We start from the raw sequence: 19,599 nt of genomic DNA on the forward strand, positions 1-19,599 counted from the left end.
CGGTTCCGACCCACGAGGGACCGCGAAGACCGGGCCGGCCTTCCATGCCATGCATCCACGGTTCCGCGGACCGCATTCCCACATCCACTCCCCGCCGCACCCACAGACGGTGACGGATCCGGAACGGGCCTGTGTCAGGCCCCTCTCCGTCACGTCTGCGGCTGGAGCTCCGACGCTTCCTCCACGGGGGCCGTCTCCCCCTTCCGTACGGGCCGGTGGCCGGCACGGCGCTCCCGCCGGGTCTCGACCATCGTGTAGGGGGTCGGGATCAGGATGAGCGTCAGCAAGGTGGAGCTGAACAGTGCGCCGATGACGACCACGGCGAGGGGCTTGGAGATGAAGCCGCCCGAGCCGGTGGCGCCGAGCGCCATCGGGGCCAGCGCGCATATGGTGGCGAGCGCCGTCATCAGGATGGGCCGCAGCCTGTGGCTGCCGCCCTCTCGGGCCGCTTCCGCGATGCCCATGCTCCGGGCTCGGTACTGGTTGATCAGATCAATCAGCACGACGGCGTTGGTCACCACGATGCCGATGAGCATGAGCAGGCCGATCAGTGCCGCCACACTCAGCGGGGTGTCGGTGGCGCGTAGCAAGGCGATGGCACCCGTGGCGGCGAAGGGGATCGACACCAGCAGGATCAGGGTCTGGCGGATGCTGCGGAACACCGCGCCCAGCACCAGAAAGACGATGGTGATGGCCGCCACGATCGACAGGGCGAGCTGGCTGAAGGCGTCGTTCTGGCTGGAGGTGACACCGCCCATCTCGTAGGAGACAACCGAGGGGCAGGTTCACCTTCTTCACCGCGTCCTCCACCGCTGTGCTCGCGGCGCCGGTGTTGTCGCCCACCGGGGTCGCCGAGACGGTGACGGACTCGGTGGCGTCGACACGTGACCGCTCGACGGGCTCCTCGGTTTGCGTCACGGTGGCGACGCGACGAGGGCGGGCTCGCGCAGTCGGGCACGCCCCGCCTCTCGGGCGAGTGACGTCACCCGGTCCCTCCGGCCGTTGGTTCTCATGGTTGCAGCGTAGGCACCGCTACCGCCCTCGTTCGTCGCCTGAACGTGGCGTTGGCCTTTACCGCGAACGCGGTAGATGGTCTCGGGATCATGTCCTGCTTGACAGAATTGGATGTCAATTTACAGGACATCGAGAGGCGACGGAAGAAGGAAGGTTGACGACGTCAAGCCACGTCAGGTGACACCACAGAGAGTTGACGCGCACATCGGTGCTGCCTACAGTCCTATAAAACGAAACTTAGATCCTGAAAAGAGGGACAGCGATGGCGATCACGGGTCTCGGTCACACCGGCTTCTGGGTCGACGACCTCGACACGATGCGCGACTTCTACACGCGGGTCATGGGCCTGACGGTGACCGACGAGGACGAGGAGATGGGCATCGTCTTCCTCTCAGCGCGCCCGGCGGAGGAGCACCACGAGTTCGTCCTCCAGCGCGGCCGCACAGCTCCGCCCGGCTCCAAGCTCACCCATCAGGTCTCGTGGCGGGTGGACTCCCTGGAGACGGTCATCGACTTCCACCACCGGTTCCGCGCCGAGGGCATCGAGGTGCAGCAGGAGGTCACCCACGGCAATGCGATCGGCATCTACTTCTTCGACCCGGAGGGCAACCGCAACGAGGTGTACCTGCGGGTGGAGCGCGACGTGCGGCAGCCGTTCCGCAAGACGCTCGACCTCGACCAGGACCCCGCCGAGATCCTCGCCGACGTGGAGCGGCTGCTGACCGAGGGCGGCCCCGCATACCAGCCGGTCCAGTAGCCCACCGTGCCCCGCACCCGCCGTCGACCGATGGAGTCCCGCCCATGAGCGAGCCACTGACACCACCCGAGGATCCCCGGCACATACCTTCCTGCGCCGGTCCGGTGAAAACCGACGTCCTCGTGGTCGGCGCTGGTCCCACGGGACTCACGGCCGCCCATCTGCTCGGCTCTCTCGGGGTGCGCGTCCTGCTGGTCGAGCGCAATCCGACTACCAGTGACGACGCCAAGGCCATCAGCCTGGACGACGAATCGCTGCGAACCCTGCAGTCGGCCGGCATCGCGGACGCGGTCTATCCGATCATCGTGCCCGGCACCGGAACGAGGTACTTCGGCGCCGACGGCCGACCCCTCCTGCACGCGCGCGGACTCGGCGACCAGCGCCTGGGGCACCCATTCAAGAACCCCTTCGCCCAGCCCGACCTTGAACGGGTGCTCCTCGAAGAGCTACGGCGCCGCTCCTGCGTCGAAACCCGTTTCTCCACACGGCTGTTCACGCTGGAGCACTACGACGACCATGTCGGCGTAGGGGTGGGGCCGGCCGAGGGTGAGGGACCCACCGAGCACTTCGACGTCTCGTACGTCCTCGGCTGCGACGGCGGCCGCAGTACCGTCCGGGAACTGCTGTCCATCCCCATGCGGGGGGAATCCTTTCCCGACGTGTGGCTGGTCGCCGACACCCTCGGGGATCCGCACGACCAGCGCTACGGCATGCACTTCGGAGACCCCCGCCGTCCCACGGTCGTCGTACCGGGCCGCGACGGACGGTGCCGCTACGAGTTCCTGCTGCACCCCGGGGAGGGCAGGCCCGGTGATCCGCCGCCGTTCGAGCTGGTGCGCGAACTGCTGCGGCCATACCGGGAGATCACCCCGGACCAGGTCGAACGCGCCGTGTCGTACACGTTCCATGCCCTGCTGGCCGACCGCCTGCGCGACGGGCGCTGCTTCCTCCTGGGCGACGCCGCACACATGATGCCGCCGTTCGCCGGCCAGGGCCTCAACTCCGGCGTGCGCGACGCGGCCAACCTCTGCTGGAAGATCGCCGACGTCCTGTCCGGACGGGCCGGGGACGCGCTGCTCGACACCTATGACAGCGAGCGCCGCCCACACGCCCGAGCGGTGATCGATCTCTCCGTCCGGCTCGGCCGCATCGTGATGACCACCAGCCGTGGCCGGGCACTTGTGCGCGACCTGCTGGCACGCGCAGCCATGCACACGCCCTGGGGACGCCGGTATCTCACCGAGATGCGCTACCGGCCGGACACCCGCATACGTTCCGGCGCGGTGGTCCCCCTGGACGGCCAGGTCCGGTCGCCGGTGGGCACCCCGCTTCCCCAGCCGCGCGTCCTCCACGGCCCGCGGCTCCAGGTCACCTGGTTGGACGACGTGCTCAGCCGTGGCTGGAGCCTGCTGGGGGAGGGACTCACCGACGCGGACTGGGCCGCCGCCGCGCGCGCCGGCCTACCCGCCGGTACCCGCGTGGACGTCGTCCTCGACGACCGCTTCCCTCGCGACCATCCGGGACGCACCAGCATCGCCGACGCGGACGGCCGGCTCGACGCCGCCTTCAGCAGACTGACCGCCCGCTTCGTGCTCGTGCGCCCCGACCGGCTGATCGCCGCCGTGTTCGAGCCCGACCAGATCGAACGCGTCGCGAACAGCCTGCACCGGTTCGCGCCGCACCCGGGCGCTGAGGTCCACGTTCCGGCGACGGAACAACACCCCGCACGGATCGGCGATGAGAACGCCGGTCGGCCATCAGCCGAGCCCGAGCGCTCCGTCACCGTTTCCCGCACCCCGAGTGTTTCCGAGACCCGAGGAGGGCTTCGATGAGGCTCAGCACCGTCCGTCTGCACGACGGGCGCGGCACGGCCGCCGCCCGCCAGGAAGGCGACGAACTCGTCCTGCTGCCGTACTCCGACGTCGGGGAGCTTCTGTCGAGCGGCGACGACTGGCCGGAGCGCGCGACCGCCGAGGCCGGTGAGCGCATCCCCCTCGGGACGATGTCGCTCGCCCCCGTCGTCCCCCACCCGAACAAGATCGTGTGCCTGGGTCTCAACTACGCCACGCACATCAAGGAGATGGGCCGCCCGACCCCGGCCCACCCGACCCTCTTCGCCAAGTACGACGGCTCTCTCATCGGCGCGCACGACGACGTACGCATGCCGTTGGTCAGCGACCACCTGGACTGGGAAGCCGAACTCGGAGTCGTGATCGGACACCGAGCACGTCATGTGAGCGCGGACGAGGCCCTGGCGTACGTCGGCGGGTACACCGTCGTCAACGACGTCACCGTCCGGGACTGGCAGCACCGCACTCGCGAGTTCCTGTCGGGCAAGACCTTCGAGGCCACCACCCCGGTGGGGCCCTGTCTCGTCACCCCGGACGAACTGCCGCGTGGCGCCTCGGGGTTGACGATCAGTTGCAGCGTCGACGGTCGCACCATGCAGAAGTCCAGCACGGCGGACCTCCTCTTCGACGTCGCCTCGATCATCGCGTACGTCAGCACCATCATCACGCTGCTGCCCGGTGACCTGATCGCCACGGGCACTCCTGGCGGCGTCGGCGCCGGCCGCGACCCCAAGGTCTTCCTCCGGCCGGGCCAGGAACTCGTCACCACCGTCGAAGGGATCGGCGAGCTCCGTAACACCGTGGTCAGAGAAGAGATGTGACGCAGGAGCGTAGTGCCGCCCCGACGAGTTAAGGTGTCTCGCATGTCAGGATCAGCGTCGCCAAGCTACCGTGAGCGCAACTCCACAGCAGACCGGGCCCTGGACATCCTCCTCATGTTCTCGGATGCCCAGCTCGTCGTCTCGGGCACTGCCGTCGCCGAGCGACTCGGCGTAGCTCGTTCCACCGCCTACCGCTATGTGCAGAGCCTCGTGAGCAGCCGGTTCCTGGAAGAGGCTCCGGGCGGCGGCTTCCGTTTGGGCCTGCGCGTCCTGGAGATCGCCCGGCTGGCACGACGCAGTTACGGCCTGTCGGAAGTCGCGCTTCCGGTGATGGCGGCGCTCGCCGACGACGTGCGCGAGACGATTCTGCTGACGCGGCGCGCCGAGGGGCTCGTCGTCTGCGTCGACCGGGCGGAAGCCGGAACGGGCGCCGTGCGCATCTCGTACGAGAGGGGCAGCACACTCCCCCTCAACGCCGGTGCGGCGGCGCTCGTCCTGCTGGCCTGGATCCCCGAGGAGGAAGCCCGCAGGCTCCTGGAGTCGGCAGACCTCCAACGCTTCACTCCCGCCACGCTCACGGATGTCGACACCCTCATGAGACGGCTGGACCACATCCGGCGCGCCGGATACTCGGTCACTCGTGGCGAGCTCGACGCCGACGTGATGGGTATCGCCGCTCCGGTGCGGGACGAGGAGCAGCAGGTGGTGGCAGCGGTGAGCGTCGCGGCCCTGGCCTCCCGTGTGTTCCCCGAGGCCGAAGCTGAGCTCGCCCGGAAGGTCCGGGAGACGGCGCAGGTGATCAGCGACCGGCTGATCACCGTCGGAGGCTGACACCCGACGACCAAGGCCCCGGCCGTCGGGTGGTGCGCGCTTGGGGGCAGATGACGTGGGCAGGCACGAAAGCCGTCGTCTCGCACCTTGACGTCGTGTTCCCGGTGGAGTGTCTGAAGGGCCGGGTTCAGTGGCCACCTCTGTACGTACTCCTCGGCCGGCTGCGGGAGTGGGTTCGTGGTGGTCTCGCCGTCACCTGTCGGAGCCGGGGTGAAGCGGCTGCGGCACCGGTGCGGTGGGGCCGGCCTTCTGGCCCGGGGGGCGGGGAATGTCCTCGAACACACGCGGCGCCACGCTGAGCGTGAGCGACCGGCAGTAGCAGTCGGCGATCACCACACCGAGCATCGTCAGGACGAAACCGGCGCTCTTGCCTGCGGCGACGTTCACCAGCATGATCACGGTCACTACCGCGGTAGGTGGGTTGATCAGCACGAACGCGACCGTGGCCCGAACGGTCCGCGAGAGCGAGGTGGGTGTCTCGCTCCGGTGGATCGCCACGCCCGCCACGGCGAAGATCGCTACAATCGCGCCCGCGTTCAGCACCGCGTTGAAGCGGAGGTCAGCGGACGTGAGTCCGGTAAGGGCCGACCAGGCAATCAGGTTCGCTCCGATCAGGCCGATGCCCATCCACACGACGACGCGTCGGCCCGGCTTGCGGTGCACCGCCCGAACAGGAGCCAGTACGGACATGTCGGTGCCGCGTGGCAGTAGCCACAGAGACAGGGCAAGGGCGATGAGCCCCACGCCCGCTCCCACGGCCGTCATGAGACGCCAGGCATCCTCGACGGCCAGCGTGCCCATGGTGTTCTGGGTGGCAAGTCCCGCGACCGGCATCCCGAAGGACACGATTCCGAGCGCGATCTTGAATCTTTTGGTGATGTCCTGGGCGAGGCCCAGGGTCAGTGGAACGGCGGCGCCCACGCCGATCCCCGTGAGCATCCTGAGGAACCCCAGTTGCCAAGGGGTGGCGGCGACCGCGCAGGCCCCGGACCAGAGCGTGAGCCACAGGAATGATGCGAGCGTCGCCCGTCGGCGCCCGAGACACCGGGCCAGCGGCACAGCGGCGGTGGCGCCGGCCATCATCCCCAGAAAGATCATGCTCCCGACCAGACCCGCACCGCCCGGTGACAGGTCCCAGCCGGGTTCCGCGCGCAGGGACTGGAGGAAGTTGGGGAACACGACGATCTGGTAACTCAGTGCGGCCACGAGAACGAACCCGAGCGGAATCAGACGGCGGCCTATCGAGGGTGTGACGGTGCCGGACGACATAGTCGGATCTCCAGACGGCGAACGAACAAAGGGGGACCGGCAACGGCAAGGCACCGGGCCGTGGTGAAGAGGTGTTTCGCGGTCGGAGGTGTCCTGCCCCTGCCAGGAAGGCCGCTGGGGCAGGACGTCGGCGGTGGCGCCGGATCCTGACGGCGAGCCGCTGAACAGTGCGCACCTGCGACCACTGCCACACCGCAGCCATCGGCTGTCTCCATGACGGTGGCAGCCGCCCGGAACCATCTCGAAGGCGCGTCGGTCAGCCCTGGCGGAGTGCGGCGTCCAGTTCGGCGGCGGAGGACCAGCTTCCGTGGAAGCCCAGAGGCACCCGGTGATTGAGCTTGATCCGCGCGACCGGGGCCGCGGTGAAGTCCTGGGCGTCCTGGACGATCACCTCGCTGCGGTCGGTGGCCGGGTCCCACCAGATCGTCAGCACCCAGCCGTCGTCCTCGGCAGTAGCTCCCTCACGCGGCACGAACACCGGCTCGCTGGGCGAGGTGACCCCGCCGTCGAGCGACTGCACCTCGGTGTTTCCGCTGGTGAAGTCGACTTTGGCCACGCCGTCGGTAATCCACTCGTTCAGGCCGCGGTTGCTGGCGAAGTAACCGAAGTTGTGCCGCAGGCCGGCAAGTTGGTCGTTGATCCGCGGGAACCCGGACCCGACGTCGGTGACCGCACCGCCGCCGACCACGCCGCGTTCGAGGTCCAGTTCCCACCGCCACACAGTGCCGGGCTTCATGTCTTCCTTGGCTGACACCGACGATTCGATGTCCTGCAGGAGAGTGCCCATCGTGGGGACACGCTCCCCGTCGACAATGACCTTCGAGCCGTCCTGGTAGGCGTTGAAGAAGTGGGTCGGCGCGAAGGCGTCGGGGGTGTCGATCCACTGCACCGCGCCGGTGTGTCGGTTGAGCACCGCGAAGCGGCAGGTTTCGAGCGTGTCCGTGTCCCAGATCAGGGGCGGCAGCCCCGTCACCGCGTTCTCTATCCGGAAGAACATCGGGTAGATCAGGAAGACCGCGTAGTCAGGGGTCACCACGTAGTCGTGGATCCAGCTCGGCACACCCATGTCGAAGTGGTGGACGTCGCACAGCTTGCCTGACCGGTCGGCCCGGTACCAGGTCATGTCGTTGCCCATGGACACGAAGAAGAGCAGGTCACCGTTGCCCGGATCGATCCTGAAGTGCGGCGTGAGGCCCAACGGACCGGGCCCCGGGCTGGTGAGGGCACCGTGGAAGTCGTACCTGCCCACGGTCTCCAGGGTGTCGGGCCGCAGCTCGTGCGGCAGGTCGGCGGAGAAGACCAGCAGCCGGTCGTTGAAGAGGGTCACGTGGGTGTTGGCCGGGTCCCTGAACAGCGGCGCGCCTTCGGGCAGATCTGCGAGGTCGCCGCCGGTCATCATGCCTCCCAGCACCGGCCCTCCCTCCTGCATCTCCAGCTTCAGGGCGTCGGTGCGGACATAGCGGTTGCGGTAGCTGGCACGTCCGTCGCGGATGAAGACCGCGTGGATCATGCCGGTGCCTTCGAACCAGTGGTAGCGGTCCGGGTTGGGCGGCCGGTAGTGCTGGTTCGATCCGGTCCGGTACAGCACGCCGTTGAGCTCGCGGGGCAGTTCGCCCTCGATTTCCAGATCGAAGGCCTCGCCTTCCTCGCGCCATGGCGCGAACGGGCCGTTGAGAAACATGTTGTCCGTGTCCCACATGGGCTTCTTCTCCCTTGGATCAGCGAGGGACGGGTCGAGTACATCCCGGGACCGACGCAGAAGATCTGCGCCATCTGCCGGCCTCAACCTCGGCTCCGACAGGACTGTCGCCAGGTGGGCGTGAGGCTCCCCGTCCGCGATCACAACCGTAGTACTTTTTGCATATCATGCAAATACTGCACTTGTTGCAATAACCAAGAGGGCCCAGCCTGCCACGACCTCGCCTTGAGCATGAACGGTGCCGTCACGCCACTGCCGTGCGATGCGCGGGCACGGTTGCAGCCCCGCGGATCACGGCCGCACGGGATGAGCGGGAGGCATCGCCACGCCCCCTTGACATCCCCACACTCTCAAGAAAGTGTCCTGTTTAACAAGTCATACATCCTATCATGCGAGACATTGAATGGCGGGCCGGCCTGGCGGGTCGCCGCCTGGATCACGCAGAACGGAACATCATGGCCTTTCTGGACGCAGTCGACTGGCAGGGGCGGATCTTCTCGGGCGGATGGATCAAAGGGTCGAGTGAGCCGTACGACTCGACCGAGCCGGCGACCGGTAAGACACTGGGCCGCGTCGGCGCAGCCACGCCTGCGGATCTCGACCGGGCCGCAGGGCACGCGCAGCAGGCCCAGCTCGCGTGGACGGTGCTCCCGTACGTCGAGCGGGCGCAGGTCCTGCGACGCGCCGCGGCCCTGTTCGAGAAGCACCACGCGGAGATCGCGGAGTGGATCGTGCGCGAGTCGGGCGCCCTGCGACCGTTCGCGGACATCCAGACGTCGATGGGTGCGGCCGAGGAGTGCCACGAGGCCGCGGCGCTCGCCGCTGCCCCCTTCGGCGAGGTGCTGCGGTCGGTCGAGGACCGCCTCTCGTTCTCACGGCGGCGCGCGGTGGGCGTGGTGGGGGTCATCTCCCCGTTCAACGCGCCGATGTTGCTGGCCATGCGGGCGTTGGCGCCGGCGCTGGCCCTCGGCAACGCGGTCGTCCTCAAGCCCGATCCGCGCACCGCGATCTGCGGCGGCGTCACCATCGCGCGGGTCTTCGAGGAGGCAGGGCTTCCCGAGGGCGTGCTGCACGTCCTGCCCGGTGGCGCCGATGTCGGTGCGGCGCTGGTCGACGACCCGCGCGTGCCCGTCATCGCCTTCACCGGGTCCACCGAGGCGGGGAAGGCGATCGCCACGGCAGCCGCGCAGCGGTTGAAGCGGGTGCACCTGGAACTGGGCGGGAACTCGGCGCTGATCGTCCTGGACGACGCCGACCTGGACAAGGCCGTCTCCGCGGGCGCGTTCGGCTCCTTCCACCACTCGGGTCAGATCTGCATGGCCTCCAGCCGCCATCTCGTCCACGCCTCGATCGCCGAGGAGTACACCGCCCGCCTCGCCGAGCGCGCCGACGCGGTGCCCGTGGGCGATCCGATGACGGGCGCGGTCCTCATGGGCCCGATGATCGACGAGCGTCAGCTGCGAGCGACCCACACCGTCGTCTCCGACAGCCTGGCCGCCGGCGCACGGCTCGCCGCGGGTGGCACCCACGAGGGCCTGTTCTACCGGCCCACGGTCCTGGCCGACGTGCCGCTCACCGCCCGCGCCTACGCGGAGGAGATCTTCGGCCCGGTCGCGCCCGTGGTGGCCTTCCACGATCTAGACGACGCCGCACACCTGGCCTCCGACACCGAGTACGGCCTCTCCCTGGGCATCCTGACCCGCGACGTGGCCAAGGGGCTGGCGCTGGCCGACCGCATCCCGACCGGGCTGGTGCACATCAACGACCAGACCGTCAACGACGAGGCGACCTCCCCGTTCGGCGGCGTCGGCGCCTCCGGCAACGGCGCCCGCCACGGAGGTGCCGCCGCCAACGTCGAGGCATTCACCGAGCAGCAGTGGGTCACGGTCCGCGGTGAGATCCCCGGCTATCCGTTCTGAGTCCGCCATCACGGCTCCCGTTCTCGCGGTCCAGTTGAGCGCCGCCGGCGTCAGCACCGCCCTGCTGATCGGATTGCCGAGGACAGGTGTGGAGGTGGTCTGCACGGTGCTGATGGGCAGCCTCCTAGCATGCTTCGCCTCCCTCGGGGCCTGAGGGCTACCAGCTGCATGCACATGGTCAAGGTGACACTTGCCCTCGTGGCCCTCGCGCTGCTTTCGGCGCTCGGCCGCCTCAGATAGTTCGCGTGGAATCCAGAGACTTTCTCTCGGCCGCGGTGATGAAGAGCGTGGCACCAGACCGTTACTTGAGCCCGGGGCTCGGGCAGTACGCGCACGTCATCGAGCCGCTCAAGACGGTGGGCACGCATGTCGCCGTGATTTTCGACGCAGCCACCATGCCTCACATGTTGCTGCGCCTCAACGCGTCCCGGACCGGCCGGTCCGCGCGACGTTCCGCGAGTATTGCCGTGGGTCTGTTCGGCATCTTCCTGCTGCTCCTCATCACGGCGGGCTTCGGCTTCGCTTCGGCAGCCGTGGTGGGCGGTGCGGGCATCGCAGCCGACGCCTCTGGGCAGTCGTCCCTGATCTTGTTGGCCTCGCATGTGGTCGATGAAGGCTCACCACTGCGTACGGCGCTGATCACCCTCCTGGGATGCGTCATCTTTCTCACCGTGCTCACGACCGTCGCCAGTGTGACCTTCGCTGCCGCCGTGCCGCTGACTCACGGTGTCCGCGCGCGAGGCAAGCGCGTCCAGGCCCCCGAGGCGGGAAACCGGACCATAAGTGTCGCCGTCGCCTTGGGGGTCGTGGGCCTGTCGCTGTCAGCGGTCCCACACGGGTATCCGACCGAGTTCCTGAGCACCTTCTCGCTGAGCGCCGCGGCTTCGTGCATCTTTCCGGCGCTGGTCTACTCCCTGTTCTGGCGTAGGTTCTGTCGCAGGAGGCTGGTGCGGTGCGTCTATGGAGGACTGCTGCTGTCACGATCTTGCTGGAACGGGACACCAGCCACTGAGCCGGCGTCGAGCCGGTCGACGGCTCGGGCACAACGGCCCGCCGTGGCGCCTGCACAGACCGACTTACTCACACTGCGGGTGCGCTGATCTCCCGCTTCAGTACCTTGCCGCTCGGTCCCATCGGCAGCCTGTCCATGAGCCACACAGCCCGGGGGTACTTGTACGCCGCCACCCGGTCCTTGACGTACTGCCGCAGCTCCTCAGGTGTGGCCTGCGCACCCGGGCGCAGTACGACCGCGGCCGCGACCTCCTCGCCGAGCTGCTGATGGGGTACGCCCACCACCGCGGCGAGGGCGACAGCTGGGTGCTCATGGAGGACCTCCTCGATCTCGCGCGGGTAGACGTTGTAGCCGCCGCGGATGATCATGTCCTTCTTCCGGTCCACGATGTAGAAGTAGCCGTCCTCGTCCCGCCGGGCCAGGTCGCCGGTGCGCAGCCAGCCGTCCGGGATCGCGACCGCGGTCTCCTCGGGACGGTTCCAGTAGCCCTTCATCAGGTTGGGGCCGCGCACGGCCAGCTCGCCGATCTCGTCGGCGCTCACATCCTGGCCCTTCTCGTCCAGCAGCCGGACCTCCACGTCCTGGATCGGGGTGCCGATGGACCCTGCTTTGCGGGGCCGGTCGAGGTGGTTGAACGTCACCACCGGACTCGTCTCGGACATGCCGAAGCCCTCCAGAACCGGGCAGCCGAAGCGCTCCTCGAAGCCGCGCAGGACTTCCACCGGCAGTGACGCGCCGCCGGAGACGCACATCCGCAGCGTCGACACATCAGCCTGCGTCGGGTGGTGCAGCAAGGCCGCGTACATGGTCGGCACGCCCCCGAACACCGTCGCCCGGTCGCGGGTGACCGCGTCCAGCACGGTCTGCGGGTCAAAGCGCGGGATCAGCGTGAGTGAGGCGCCGCTGCGGACGGCCACGCTCATCGCGCAGATCTGGCCGAAGATGTGGAACAGCGGCAGACACCCCACCACCACGTCCTCCGACGTCATCCGCTGGACGTAGACCCCGTTGACCTCGGTGTTGTGCCGCAGCCCGCCGTGGGTGAGCGCGGCACCCTTGGGCTTTCCGGTGGTGCCGGAGGTGTACAGCAGGACAGCCACGTCGTCGCCCGCCGTCGGCGCCACCTCCGTCAGCGGTTCGTGCCCTGCCAGTAGGGCGGCGAAGGACGAAGACTCCACTGCCATGTGCCGAACCCCGGCAGCGGCCGCGCCCTGGCCGCCCTCCCCCGGCGCCTGGTGCCATTCGAAGAGCAGCACGGCGCCGGAGTCGGTGAGGTGGTACGCGGTCTCCCGCTCCTTCAGCAGCGGGTTCATCGGCACCACGATCGCCCCGGTGCGGAGCGCACCGTAGTAGAGCACCACGAACTCCGGGACGTTCGGCAGCATCAGGGCGACGCGGTCTCCCGGCCGTACGCCTTCGGCCCGCAGCAGCGCCGCCGCACGGGCGCTCTGCTCGTCCAGCTCCGCGTAGGTGGTGATGTTCGTCCCCAGCCGCAGCGCGGGGCGTTCCGGCCTCCGGGCCGCCGTCCGCACCAGGAACTCCGCCAGATTGGCCATGATCAGCCTCCATTGACTCATCGTCGAAATCCGTTGCGCACGTTCACGACATCCTGCTGTGGTCCGCCGGTGACGGGTCGTCAGGACTCGTTCCTGTGCTGGGGTATGCCGTCCCCTGCCACGGCGGCAGCGGGCCCTTGATGTTTTTTGAGAGCGCCTCGGCGCAGGGACACCGGGTTCTACGAGTCCATCAGCGGAACGCGAAGTGTTCGGTGTGCAGGTGGTCTCTCGATATGCCCGAGCGGCGCAGATCGCGGGTCAGTGTGCTCAGCATCCGGTCCGGTCCGCACAGGAAGATGTGGACGTCCGGGCCGATCGGTCCGACCTCCCCGAGGACGCGGGCCGCGGTCAGACGGCCGTCGGTCGAGCTGAACACCGGGTGCAACTGCAGCGCGGGGGTGCTCTCCGCGGCCGCGGAGAGCTCACGCAGGAACGGTGCCTGGTCAGCGCTCGGTGTGCAGTAGTAGAGGTCCGTGCTAGGTAGCGGTGCGTCGGTGCGGTCGAGCCACCCCAGGAATGGGGCGATCCCGATTCCCGCGCCGATCCAGATCTGGCGGGCCCCGCCGAGGGTGTGGTCGAACATGCCGTAGGGCCCGCTGAGCGTGGCGGGGGTCCCCGTGCACAGATCGGCGTGGAGATCGCGGGTCGCGTCGCCGAGTGCGCGGATGGTGAGGCGGACCGCACCGTCCCCGTTGACGCCGGCGACGCTGAAAGGGTGCTCGTGCCAGGCGTGGTCGCCGCCGACCTTCATGTAGACGAACTGGCCACCGGCGATCGGTAGAGCCGTCGTCCCGTCGGCCGGGTGGAGTGTGACGTCCACGATGCCCTCGCCCGGTCGGGAGACGGAGCGGATCGTGTAGTGCGCCGACGGTTCCTGTCGTCGGCGCACGAGTTCGGCGTACACGTAGGAGATCAGCCCGACCGTCGCGATGACCGGGTACGCGCTGTCGGCCAGGCCGGACGAGGCGAGCACCGGATCGAGCAGCCAGCCGTGCAGCACCGACGTGCCCACCAGCACTCCGATGAACCGGTGGATGAACAGCCACCGCTCGTACGGCAATCGGATGATGCTGCTCACCTTCGGCAGCGAGATGAGCACGAGCAGGCCCAGTGCGACGCCGGAGATGATGCCGAGCGCGAGCCCCGTCGCGATCGAGTTCGATGCCCCGGGGTCCATGCGACCGCCGTCCCACTGCGTCGAAACGATGTGCAACGTGATCAGCGCGATCGCCCACAGCGAGTATCTCTTGTGCCACAGATACATGCGGTCCAGCCCGCCGAACCATGGTTCCAGCCATTGGATGCGGGTGGCGAGTACCAGGCTCAGCGTCATCATGTAGACCGCCATCAGACCGGCCAGGTCGCCGAGGAAGTAGATTCCGCCGACCCCGGTGGGCCGGCCTTCGTCCCATACCAGGCCCAGGTCGACGGCCAGCACCGTGACGAAGATGGGGCCGAAGTAGCGCTTCTTCAGTCGTCCGTCGAGTGGTCGTCGCAGGATGCGCAGGGCGTACAGGGCGATCGCGATCAGCAGGCTCACAGCAGTTCTCCGTATCTCGGTCCCGGAGGCCCTCAGCCCGCCGAGGCGTTTCACAGTCGGCCCGGGTGCGCGTTGCCGGTCAGCGTGCCGATCGCCGGGATGTTCAAGGACGAAGGCGGGACCACAGAGCTGGAGTGGACGACTCGGACTCTTCGTCGACGGAATGCCGGACACCGATGCCCGACGTCGGGCGGACGGCTCGGGAGCCGCCGTCGGCACATCGGGTGGGTACGGGATCTCGTCACTCGCCTTGCCGTTGTTCGTCGTCATCGGCGAGGGGATGTGGCGGGCCCTGGACGGAGGATTGGTCTGGGACGGAGACATCGTTGAGCGCGCCCTGATATTTCGATCTCTGCGGTCATTGGTCGATGCGATCGCTCCTGGCGGTTATGAAGGAGGACACCAGCTCTGCGGTTTCCCCGGGCCGCTCGTACGGAGCCATGTGCCCACAACCCTCGATGATCTCGGTGTGCCTCGGCCGAACCAGGTCACGGGCTCGGTCCAAACCGCTGATGGGGGTGATCCGGTCCTCGGTCGCCCACGCCAGCAGGGTCGGGATGCCGAGGCTGCCGGCTCGCCTGTAGAGGTCCTCGCGGCCGGAGATCGGGTAGTTCTGCAGAGTGGAGAAGAAGGAGTACATCGATCCCTCGAACCGGTAGCAGTCCGAGATCATGGTGGTCAGGGGCTCGACGAGGGCGGGATCGAAGACGTTGCGTCCGAGATGGCCGAGCAGGATCTTGCGCCCGAAGCGCCGTGCGGCGAACGAGGCGATCCGGTCGGACCTCAGTGCACGCTGCTGGAGCGCGGTGTCGGTGGACAGACCCGCGGGACCGATGAGCGTGAGGGTCCGGACCGAGTCGGGGCGGTCGAGGAGGTAGGTCATCGCACCCAGCGCCCCCATCGACGTCCCCACGAGGTTCACTGGCGTGTCGATGCCGAGGAACGAGAGCAGTTCGCGGAGCTGGCGTACGAACATCGCCTCGTCGTAGCGGCCTTGAGTGCGGTCGGAGTAGCCGCGTCCGTACGCGCTGAAGGCCAGTGTCCGGATGCCGCGCGCATGCAGCTTCGACGCCATACCGTCCCAGTAGAACAGCGGGATGGTCATGCCCGGCGCCAGGACGGCGAGCTCGCCGGTCTCGGGACCACCCAACTCGTAGTGCGTGAACCCGTCGGAGAGCTGGGCGAAGCTGCCGCGCAGCGTTTGCCGAGCATTCGCGTCAAGCCGGAGATCCTCGTCCGGCATTACGAAGTACTTCATCGAGGCGTCTTTCCTTCGAGTGTCTGGAGGAGTCGTTCAGTGCCACGCCGACCGGGTCGGGCCGCCACTGCGGTCGGGCCGTCACTGCGGAGGAAAAGTGGCCGCGATCGGCATGGACACGTTGGATCGAACCGGGTAGGTCCCGGGCTGCGTGCCGACCGCCTACCGCTCAGGACGAGGGCGGATGGATCGCCCCAGAGTCCAACCCTGAACACCGTGGATCCGACGAGCAAGGCCATAACGGCTACATCGTTACCATAACTAGCCCGGAAGTCAAGAGGAACGCGGCGCCAGCCGGGGAATGCGGGGCACACATGAACCGCATGTCCTCGCGCGAGACGTTCCGCGTCGCCCACCGCTCCCGCATAACGGTTACAGTGATTCCGTTACGGTCCCCCTGGCCAAGCAGGCATACTTTCCCCGTGCCAACCTCACGAGATCAGGTGCGAGAAGGCGGGTCGTCGGCGCGGCGCTTGCCCGGCCGTCCACCCATCCCGCTCGAGCGGATCGTCGCCGCGGCGGTGCAGATCGTCGACGAAGAGGGGGCCGAGGCCCTGTCGATGCGGACGCTCGCCCAGCGCCTGGGTTCCGGCACGGCGACGCTCTACCGGCACTTCGACAACCGCGCGGCTCTCGTGGCCCATGTCGTGGACCGCCTGTTCGGCGCGGTCGAGATCCCGGCAGACGAACTTGGGGGCATGGGCTGGCGGGAAGCGTGCCGCACAGTGGTGCAGGCCATGTTCGACGCCCTGAGCCGGCACGGGAACGTGGCACCCCTGCTTGTCGAGCGGATCCCCGTAGGCCCGAACGCGATGGCCGTACGGGAGCGTTGCATCGCCTTCCTGCTCGCCGACGGATTCCCCCCGCAGGTGGCGGCGCACGCCTACGCAACCCTGTCCCGCTACGTGCTCGGCTTCGCGATCCAGCTTCGAGGACCTCACGACGCGGGACAGCCGGGCAGCGACGCCCAGGCGACCACCGTCTTCCGAGCCGCCGATCCGTCCCTGTTTCCCGCCACTGCGGCGGTGGCCGACTGGCTTCCGGTCCCACTGGAGGACGAGTTCACCTTCGGTCTGGAGCTCGTCCTCGACGGACTCAGTCGACTGCGGGACGGTGACTGACCGCAGCGAGACGCGTTGCCGCGGCGGGTGGCCACCGCGCACCCATCCTCGCTCGGCCGCAGGGGCCGAACGGTGCCCCTGTAGACGACCTACGCCTGGAGCCAAAGTGCTGCAGGAGTAGGCCATTGCACACGCCCCCTCCCGCAGCACAATCAACCGCGCATGCAGCCCGGTGCCCACAGGGCCGGTGTCCGGGTAAGACCGGACGTCCTGCGGTGGCAGGCGGAGGCCGAGAAGTACGCACGCCGCAAGCGGTTCGATGCGGTGGTGACGATTGAGCGCATCAGCGCTGCGCTCGGCAACCCCCCTCGCCTCCCGCTTCCCCAGGGAGAGCAACCGGGCACCCGCGCACCAGCTCCTCGCCGTCTTCGCCCGCTGGAGATCCCGAAGGGGCCGATTCGACCTCCGGTTCAACACGGTCACTCAAGCAAGGCGTCGTATCCGTCAGCGAGTTGCAGGGCCAAGTGGATCTGCAGGCGGTGATCAGCGAGCGGCATCGGCAGCAACTCCTCGATACGGCGCAGCCGGTACACGACGGTGTTGCGGTGCACATGCTGTTCTTCGGCGGTGCGCACCAGGCTCTGGCTGCTATGGAGGTAGCTGAGCAGAGTCGCGCGATGTTCGGCGGCGGCCCGGTCGTGGGCGGCGAGGGGGCCGAGAGTCTCCTCGATGAACCAGCGGACGCGTTCGGGATCGGGATGGGCCGTAGCCAGCAGGCTGATGGCTTGCCAGTCGATGACGTCGTCCGGTCCCGGCCGGGCCTGGGCGACACGTGCCGCGTCGAGTGCCTGCAGGTGGGTGCGACGGAAGCCTTCGGTACCGGAGGCAGGGGGGCCCAGGGCCACCCGTGTTCCTTCGAGTCCGGGGCGAACGGAGACCAGATCCTGCCATTCACGCGCATTGGGACGCTGGACACGGCTGAGCCAGGCCCACAGGTACTCACCGTCGGCGGCGACAGTGAGCAGCGTGGCCCCGGGAACACGGCCGGCGAGCTGGGCGGCGACCCGGCTCAGCCTGGCTCCCGTCGCCCCGCCGGGGCGCCACAGCACGACGCCGATGTGATGGTCGGCGAGGGTGAGGCCGAGATCACCTTCGATACGGTCGGTGCCGACCGGTCGACGCTCGAGAACGGCCTGGACGGTGGAGCGCCGCCGAGCTGCCCTGCCCTGGGCGAGACGGTCCTGTTCGGCCAGGTAGGCACCGACGATCCGGGTGATCGCGATGTCGGTCACCTCGGCGACGGTCAGAGTCAGCGCGGCCAGTGCCTCGGCGGCCAGACTCGTACGCACGCGTGACAGCAACTGTTCGAGCCACATCCGCTGGCAGTCGCGGATGCTGTGGACCACGGTCTCGAACGAAACCGCCTGCTCGGCGGCGGAAGCCGCGATCTGGCGGTAGTTGTCGGCGACGCCCGGTTGGAAATCGTGTCCGCCCAGTCGGGCGAGGATCTCCAGGAGCAACGCCTCCGCCGCACGGCGGATGGCAAGGACAGGCAGCTCGGTGCGCTCCGCTTCCTGGCGGACGATCACCTCCAGGGCACGGGCGCTCCACTCCACGGCCCAGGAAACCGGTCCGGGACCAAGGATGTCGGTCGCCTCTTCGAGTACTTCCGACCCCAGGGTCGGGCGCACGGGAGCGGCACCCGGTCTCTGGACGGGGCTCAGTACCGCGATCGCGGCGGCGATGTCGTCGGCTGGGCCCCGCACAGCTCTCCCTCGCATTGTCCCAGGTCATGTGTGCCGTGCCCTGGTTTCTTCATGGTAGGGGTGTCAGGCCCCCACAGGCAGGTACAGCCAGTCGGTGTGGCTGTAGTCGTCGGCGGACCGGCTGCTGAAGACATGGTTGCGCAGCGTCCTGCCGATGCCGTCGGTGTGCCACATCTCGCCCCAGGTCCTGGCGGTGGTCTGGCAGAGCGACGCCTTGGGCAGGCGCTCGTGCTCGTAGGCGGTCCAGGCCTTGGCATAGTTGTCACCGTGCTCGCCGAGCAGGCGGCCGACGGCTTCGGCGTCCTCCAACGCCTGGCAGGCACCCTGTCCCAGGTACTGAAGCATGGGGTGGGCGGCATCGCCCAGGAGGGTCACCCGGCCGGTGGTCCAGCGGTCGAGGGGGTCGCGGTCATAGGTCTTCCAGTGGCGGCTGCGGTCGATGAGCGCCACACCGCGGCGGACCTCCTCGCATCCTGTGGAGAACCGGGCGTCGAGTTCCGCGGGGCTGCCCCATTCCGCGGCGCCCTGCTCGTAGGCGTCGCTGTGGAAGACGGCGACGGTGTTGTACAGCTCACCGCGCCGGATCGGGTACTGGATCAGGTGCATGCCTGGTCCCACCCACAGCACGACGTCGTCCCCTGAGACGTCCACGGCAGCGCTGCCCATGGGCATGGTGCCGCGGTAGGCCACGTACCCGGAGGTGACCGGTTCGTCGTCGGACAGCAGCTTGCGCACGCGGGAGTTGATGCCGTCGGCGCCGATCACGGCATCCGCGTCATAGGCGCTGCCGTCGGCACACTCGACGCGCACCGTGCGGCCCTCGTCGCGAACCTCGGTGACCTCCTTGCCGTTCTCGAGGGTGATCAGGTCGTTGTCGCGGCAGGCATCAAGGAGGACGTCCAGCAGGTCGCTGCGGTGCAGGACGACGTACGGCGCCCCGTAGCGTTCGCGGAAGGCGGGGCCGAAGTCGAGCGCGGTCAGGTACTTCCCGGTGACCGCGTCCATGAAGACACCGCGCTCGGGAAAGACTGCGACCTCCTTGATCCTGGGGTACAGGCCCAGGTTCGTCAGGACACGGATGGCGTTGGGGCCGACCTGGAGACCGGCGCCGATCTCGGTGAAGGCCGGCGCGCGTTCCAGCAGCCGGACGGGGCGTCCTGCGCGGGCGGCGCTCAGCGCGGTGGCCATGCCGCCGATGCCGCCGCCGACGATGAGCAGCTCGGTGCGTTCGGTGGTGGTCATGAGG

The 19,599-nt window shown here is 68.4% G+C and carries 14 protein-coding genes and 1 pseudogene; 7 read left to right on the top strand and 8 right to left on the bottom strand.

The window, feature by feature from the left end:
* Positions 1-149: 149 nt before the first annotated feature.
* A pseudogene (locus ACIRRY_RS43685) lies at positions 150-930 on the bottom strand (efflux RND transporter permease subunit); the annotation flags it as partial.
* Between the two features lie 346 nt (positions 931-1,276).
* On the opposite strand from ACIRRY_RS43685, the gene ACIRRY_RS43690 reads away from it, so the two are divergent.
* From ACIRRY_RS43690 to ACIRRY_RS43705, 4 genes are read left to right on the top strand one after another with little or no spacing between them, the layout of a single operon-like run.
* Positions 1,277-1,771 carry a VOC family protein gene (locus tag ACIRRY_RS43690; protein ID WP_403984493.1) on the top strand — a complete coding sequence of 165 codons (495 nt, stop codon included), beginning with the start codon at positions 1,277-1,279 and terminating at the stop codon, positions 1,769-1,771.
* Positions 1,772-1,815: 44 nt separating this feature from the next.
* Positions 1,816-3,603, top strand: coding sequence for a bifunctional 3-(3-hydroxy-phenyl)propionate/3-hydroxycinnamic acid hydroxylase (locus tag ACIRRY_RS43695; RefSeq protein WP_403984495.1), 1,788 nt, complete (start codon positions 1,816-1,818; stop codon positions 3,601-3,603).
* Entirely contained in the window at positions 3,600-4,442 is an 843-nt protein-coding gene (locus tag ACIRRY_RS43700) for a fumarylacetoacetate hydrolase family protein (RefSeq protein ID WP_403984497.1), read from the top strand. Before ACIRRY_RS43695 ends, ACIRRY_RS43700 begins: the two co-directional genes overlap by 4 nt.
* Before the next feature lie 42 nt (positions 4,443-4,484).
* On the top strand, positions 4,485-5,273 hold the full coding sequence (locus ACIRRY_RS43705) for an IclR family transcriptional regulator (protein WP_403984499.1): 789 nt from the start codon (positions 4,485-4,487) through the stop codon (positions 5,271-5,273).
* 192 nt (positions 5,274-5,465) lie between these two features.
* Here the strand turns inward: ACIRRY_RS43705 and ACIRRY_RS43710 are convergent, their stop codons facing one another.
* Both ACIRRY_RS43710 and ACIRRY_RS43715 read right to left on the bottom strand, forming a co-directional pair.
* Positions 5,466-6,542 (bottom strand): MFS transporter, encoded by a 1,077-nt coding sequence (locus tag ACIRRY_RS43710; protein WP_403984501.1) that lies wholly within the window; start codon positions 6,540-6,542, stop codon positions 5,466-5,468.
* A gap of 256 nt (positions 6,543-6,798) precedes the next feature.
* Positions 6,799-8,241, bottom strand: coding sequence for a carotenoid oxygenase family protein (locus ACIRRY_RS43715; protein WP_403984503.1), 1,443 nt, complete (start codon positions 8,239-8,241; stop codon positions 6,799-6,801).
* 455 nt (positions 8,242-8,696) lie between these two features.
* On the opposite strand from ACIRRY_RS43715, the gene ACIRRY_RS43720 reads away from it, so the two are divergent.
* Positions 8,697-10,160 carry an aldehyde dehydrogenase family protein gene (locus tag ACIRRY_RS43720; RefSeq protein WP_403984505.1) on the top strand — a complete coding sequence of 488 codons (1,464 nt, stop codon included), beginning with the start codon at positions 8,697-8,699 and terminating at the stop codon, positions 10,158-10,160.
* 245 nt (positions 10,161-10,405) lie between these two features.
* A complete protein-coding gene (locus ACIRRY_RS43725; protein ID WP_403984507.1) occupies positions 10,406-11,260 on the top strand; it encodes a hypothetical protein in 855 nt (284 codons plus the stop codon).
* Here ACIRRY_RS43725 and ACIRRY_RS43730 read toward each other — a convergent pair.
* The 3 genes from ACIRRY_RS43730 to ACIRRY_RS43740 all read right to left on the bottom strand — a co-directional run bounded on the left by ACIRRY_RS43730 (position 11,241) and on the right by ACIRRY_RS43740 (position 15,526).
* Positions 11,241-12,728 carry a long-chain fatty acid--CoA ligase gene (locus ACIRRY_RS43730; RefSeq protein WP_403984509.1) on the bottom strand — a complete coding sequence of 496 codons (1,488 nt, stop codon included), beginning with the start codon at positions 12,726-12,728 and terminating at the stop codon, positions 11,241-11,243. The genes ACIRRY_RS43725 and ACIRRY_RS43730 overlap by 20 nt on opposite strands.
* Before the next feature lie 190 nt (positions 12,729-12,918).
* On the bottom strand, positions 12,919-14,268 hold the full coding sequence (locus tag ACIRRY_RS43735; RefSeq protein ID WP_403984511.1) for a ferric reductase-like transmembrane domain-containing protein: 1,350 nt from the start codon (positions 14,266-14,268) through the stop codon (positions 12,919-12,921).
* Between the two features lie 358 nt (positions 14,269-14,626).
* Positions 14,627-15,526 carry an alpha/beta fold hydrolase gene (locus tag ACIRRY_RS43740; protein WP_403984513.1) on the bottom strand — a complete coding sequence of 300 codons (900 nt, stop codon included), beginning with the start codon at positions 15,524-15,526 and terminating at the stop codon, positions 14,627-14,629.
* A 473-nt stretch (positions 15,527-15,999) separates the two neighbouring features.
* Between ACIRRY_RS43740 and ACIRRY_RS43745 the strand changes: the two genes are divergently transcribed.
* On the top strand, positions 16,000-16,647 hold the full coding sequence (locus ACIRRY_RS43745) for a TetR/AcrR family transcriptional regulator (protein ID WP_403984515.1): 648 nt from the start codon (positions 16,000-16,002) through the stop codon (positions 16,645-16,647).
* Positions 16,648-17,066: 419 nt separating this feature from the next.
* Here the strand turns inward: ACIRRY_RS43745 and ACIRRY_RS43750 are convergent, their stop codons facing one another.
* The gene (locus ACIRRY_RS43750; protein ID WP_403984517.1) at positions 17,067-18,353 is read right to left on the bottom strand and encodes a PucR family transcriptional regulator; all 1,287 of its coding nucleotides are present in this window, start codon (positions 18,351-18,353) and stop codon (positions 17,067-17,069) included.
* Between the two features lie 63 nt (positions 18,354-18,416).
* Complete coding sequence (locus ACIRRY_RS43755) at positions 18,417-19,595, bottom strand: FAD-dependent monooxygenase (protein ID WP_403984519.1); 1,179 nt, start codon at positions 19,593-19,595, stop codon at positions 18,417-18,419.
* Between the last annotated feature and the right edge of the window lie 4 nt (positions 19,596-19,599).

The organism is Streptomyces sp. NPDC101776 (assembly GCF_044766845.1).
In the GTDB taxonomy this organism is placed as follows: domain Bacteria; phylum Actinomycetota; class Actinomycetes; order Streptomycetales; family Streptomycetaceae; genus Streptomyces.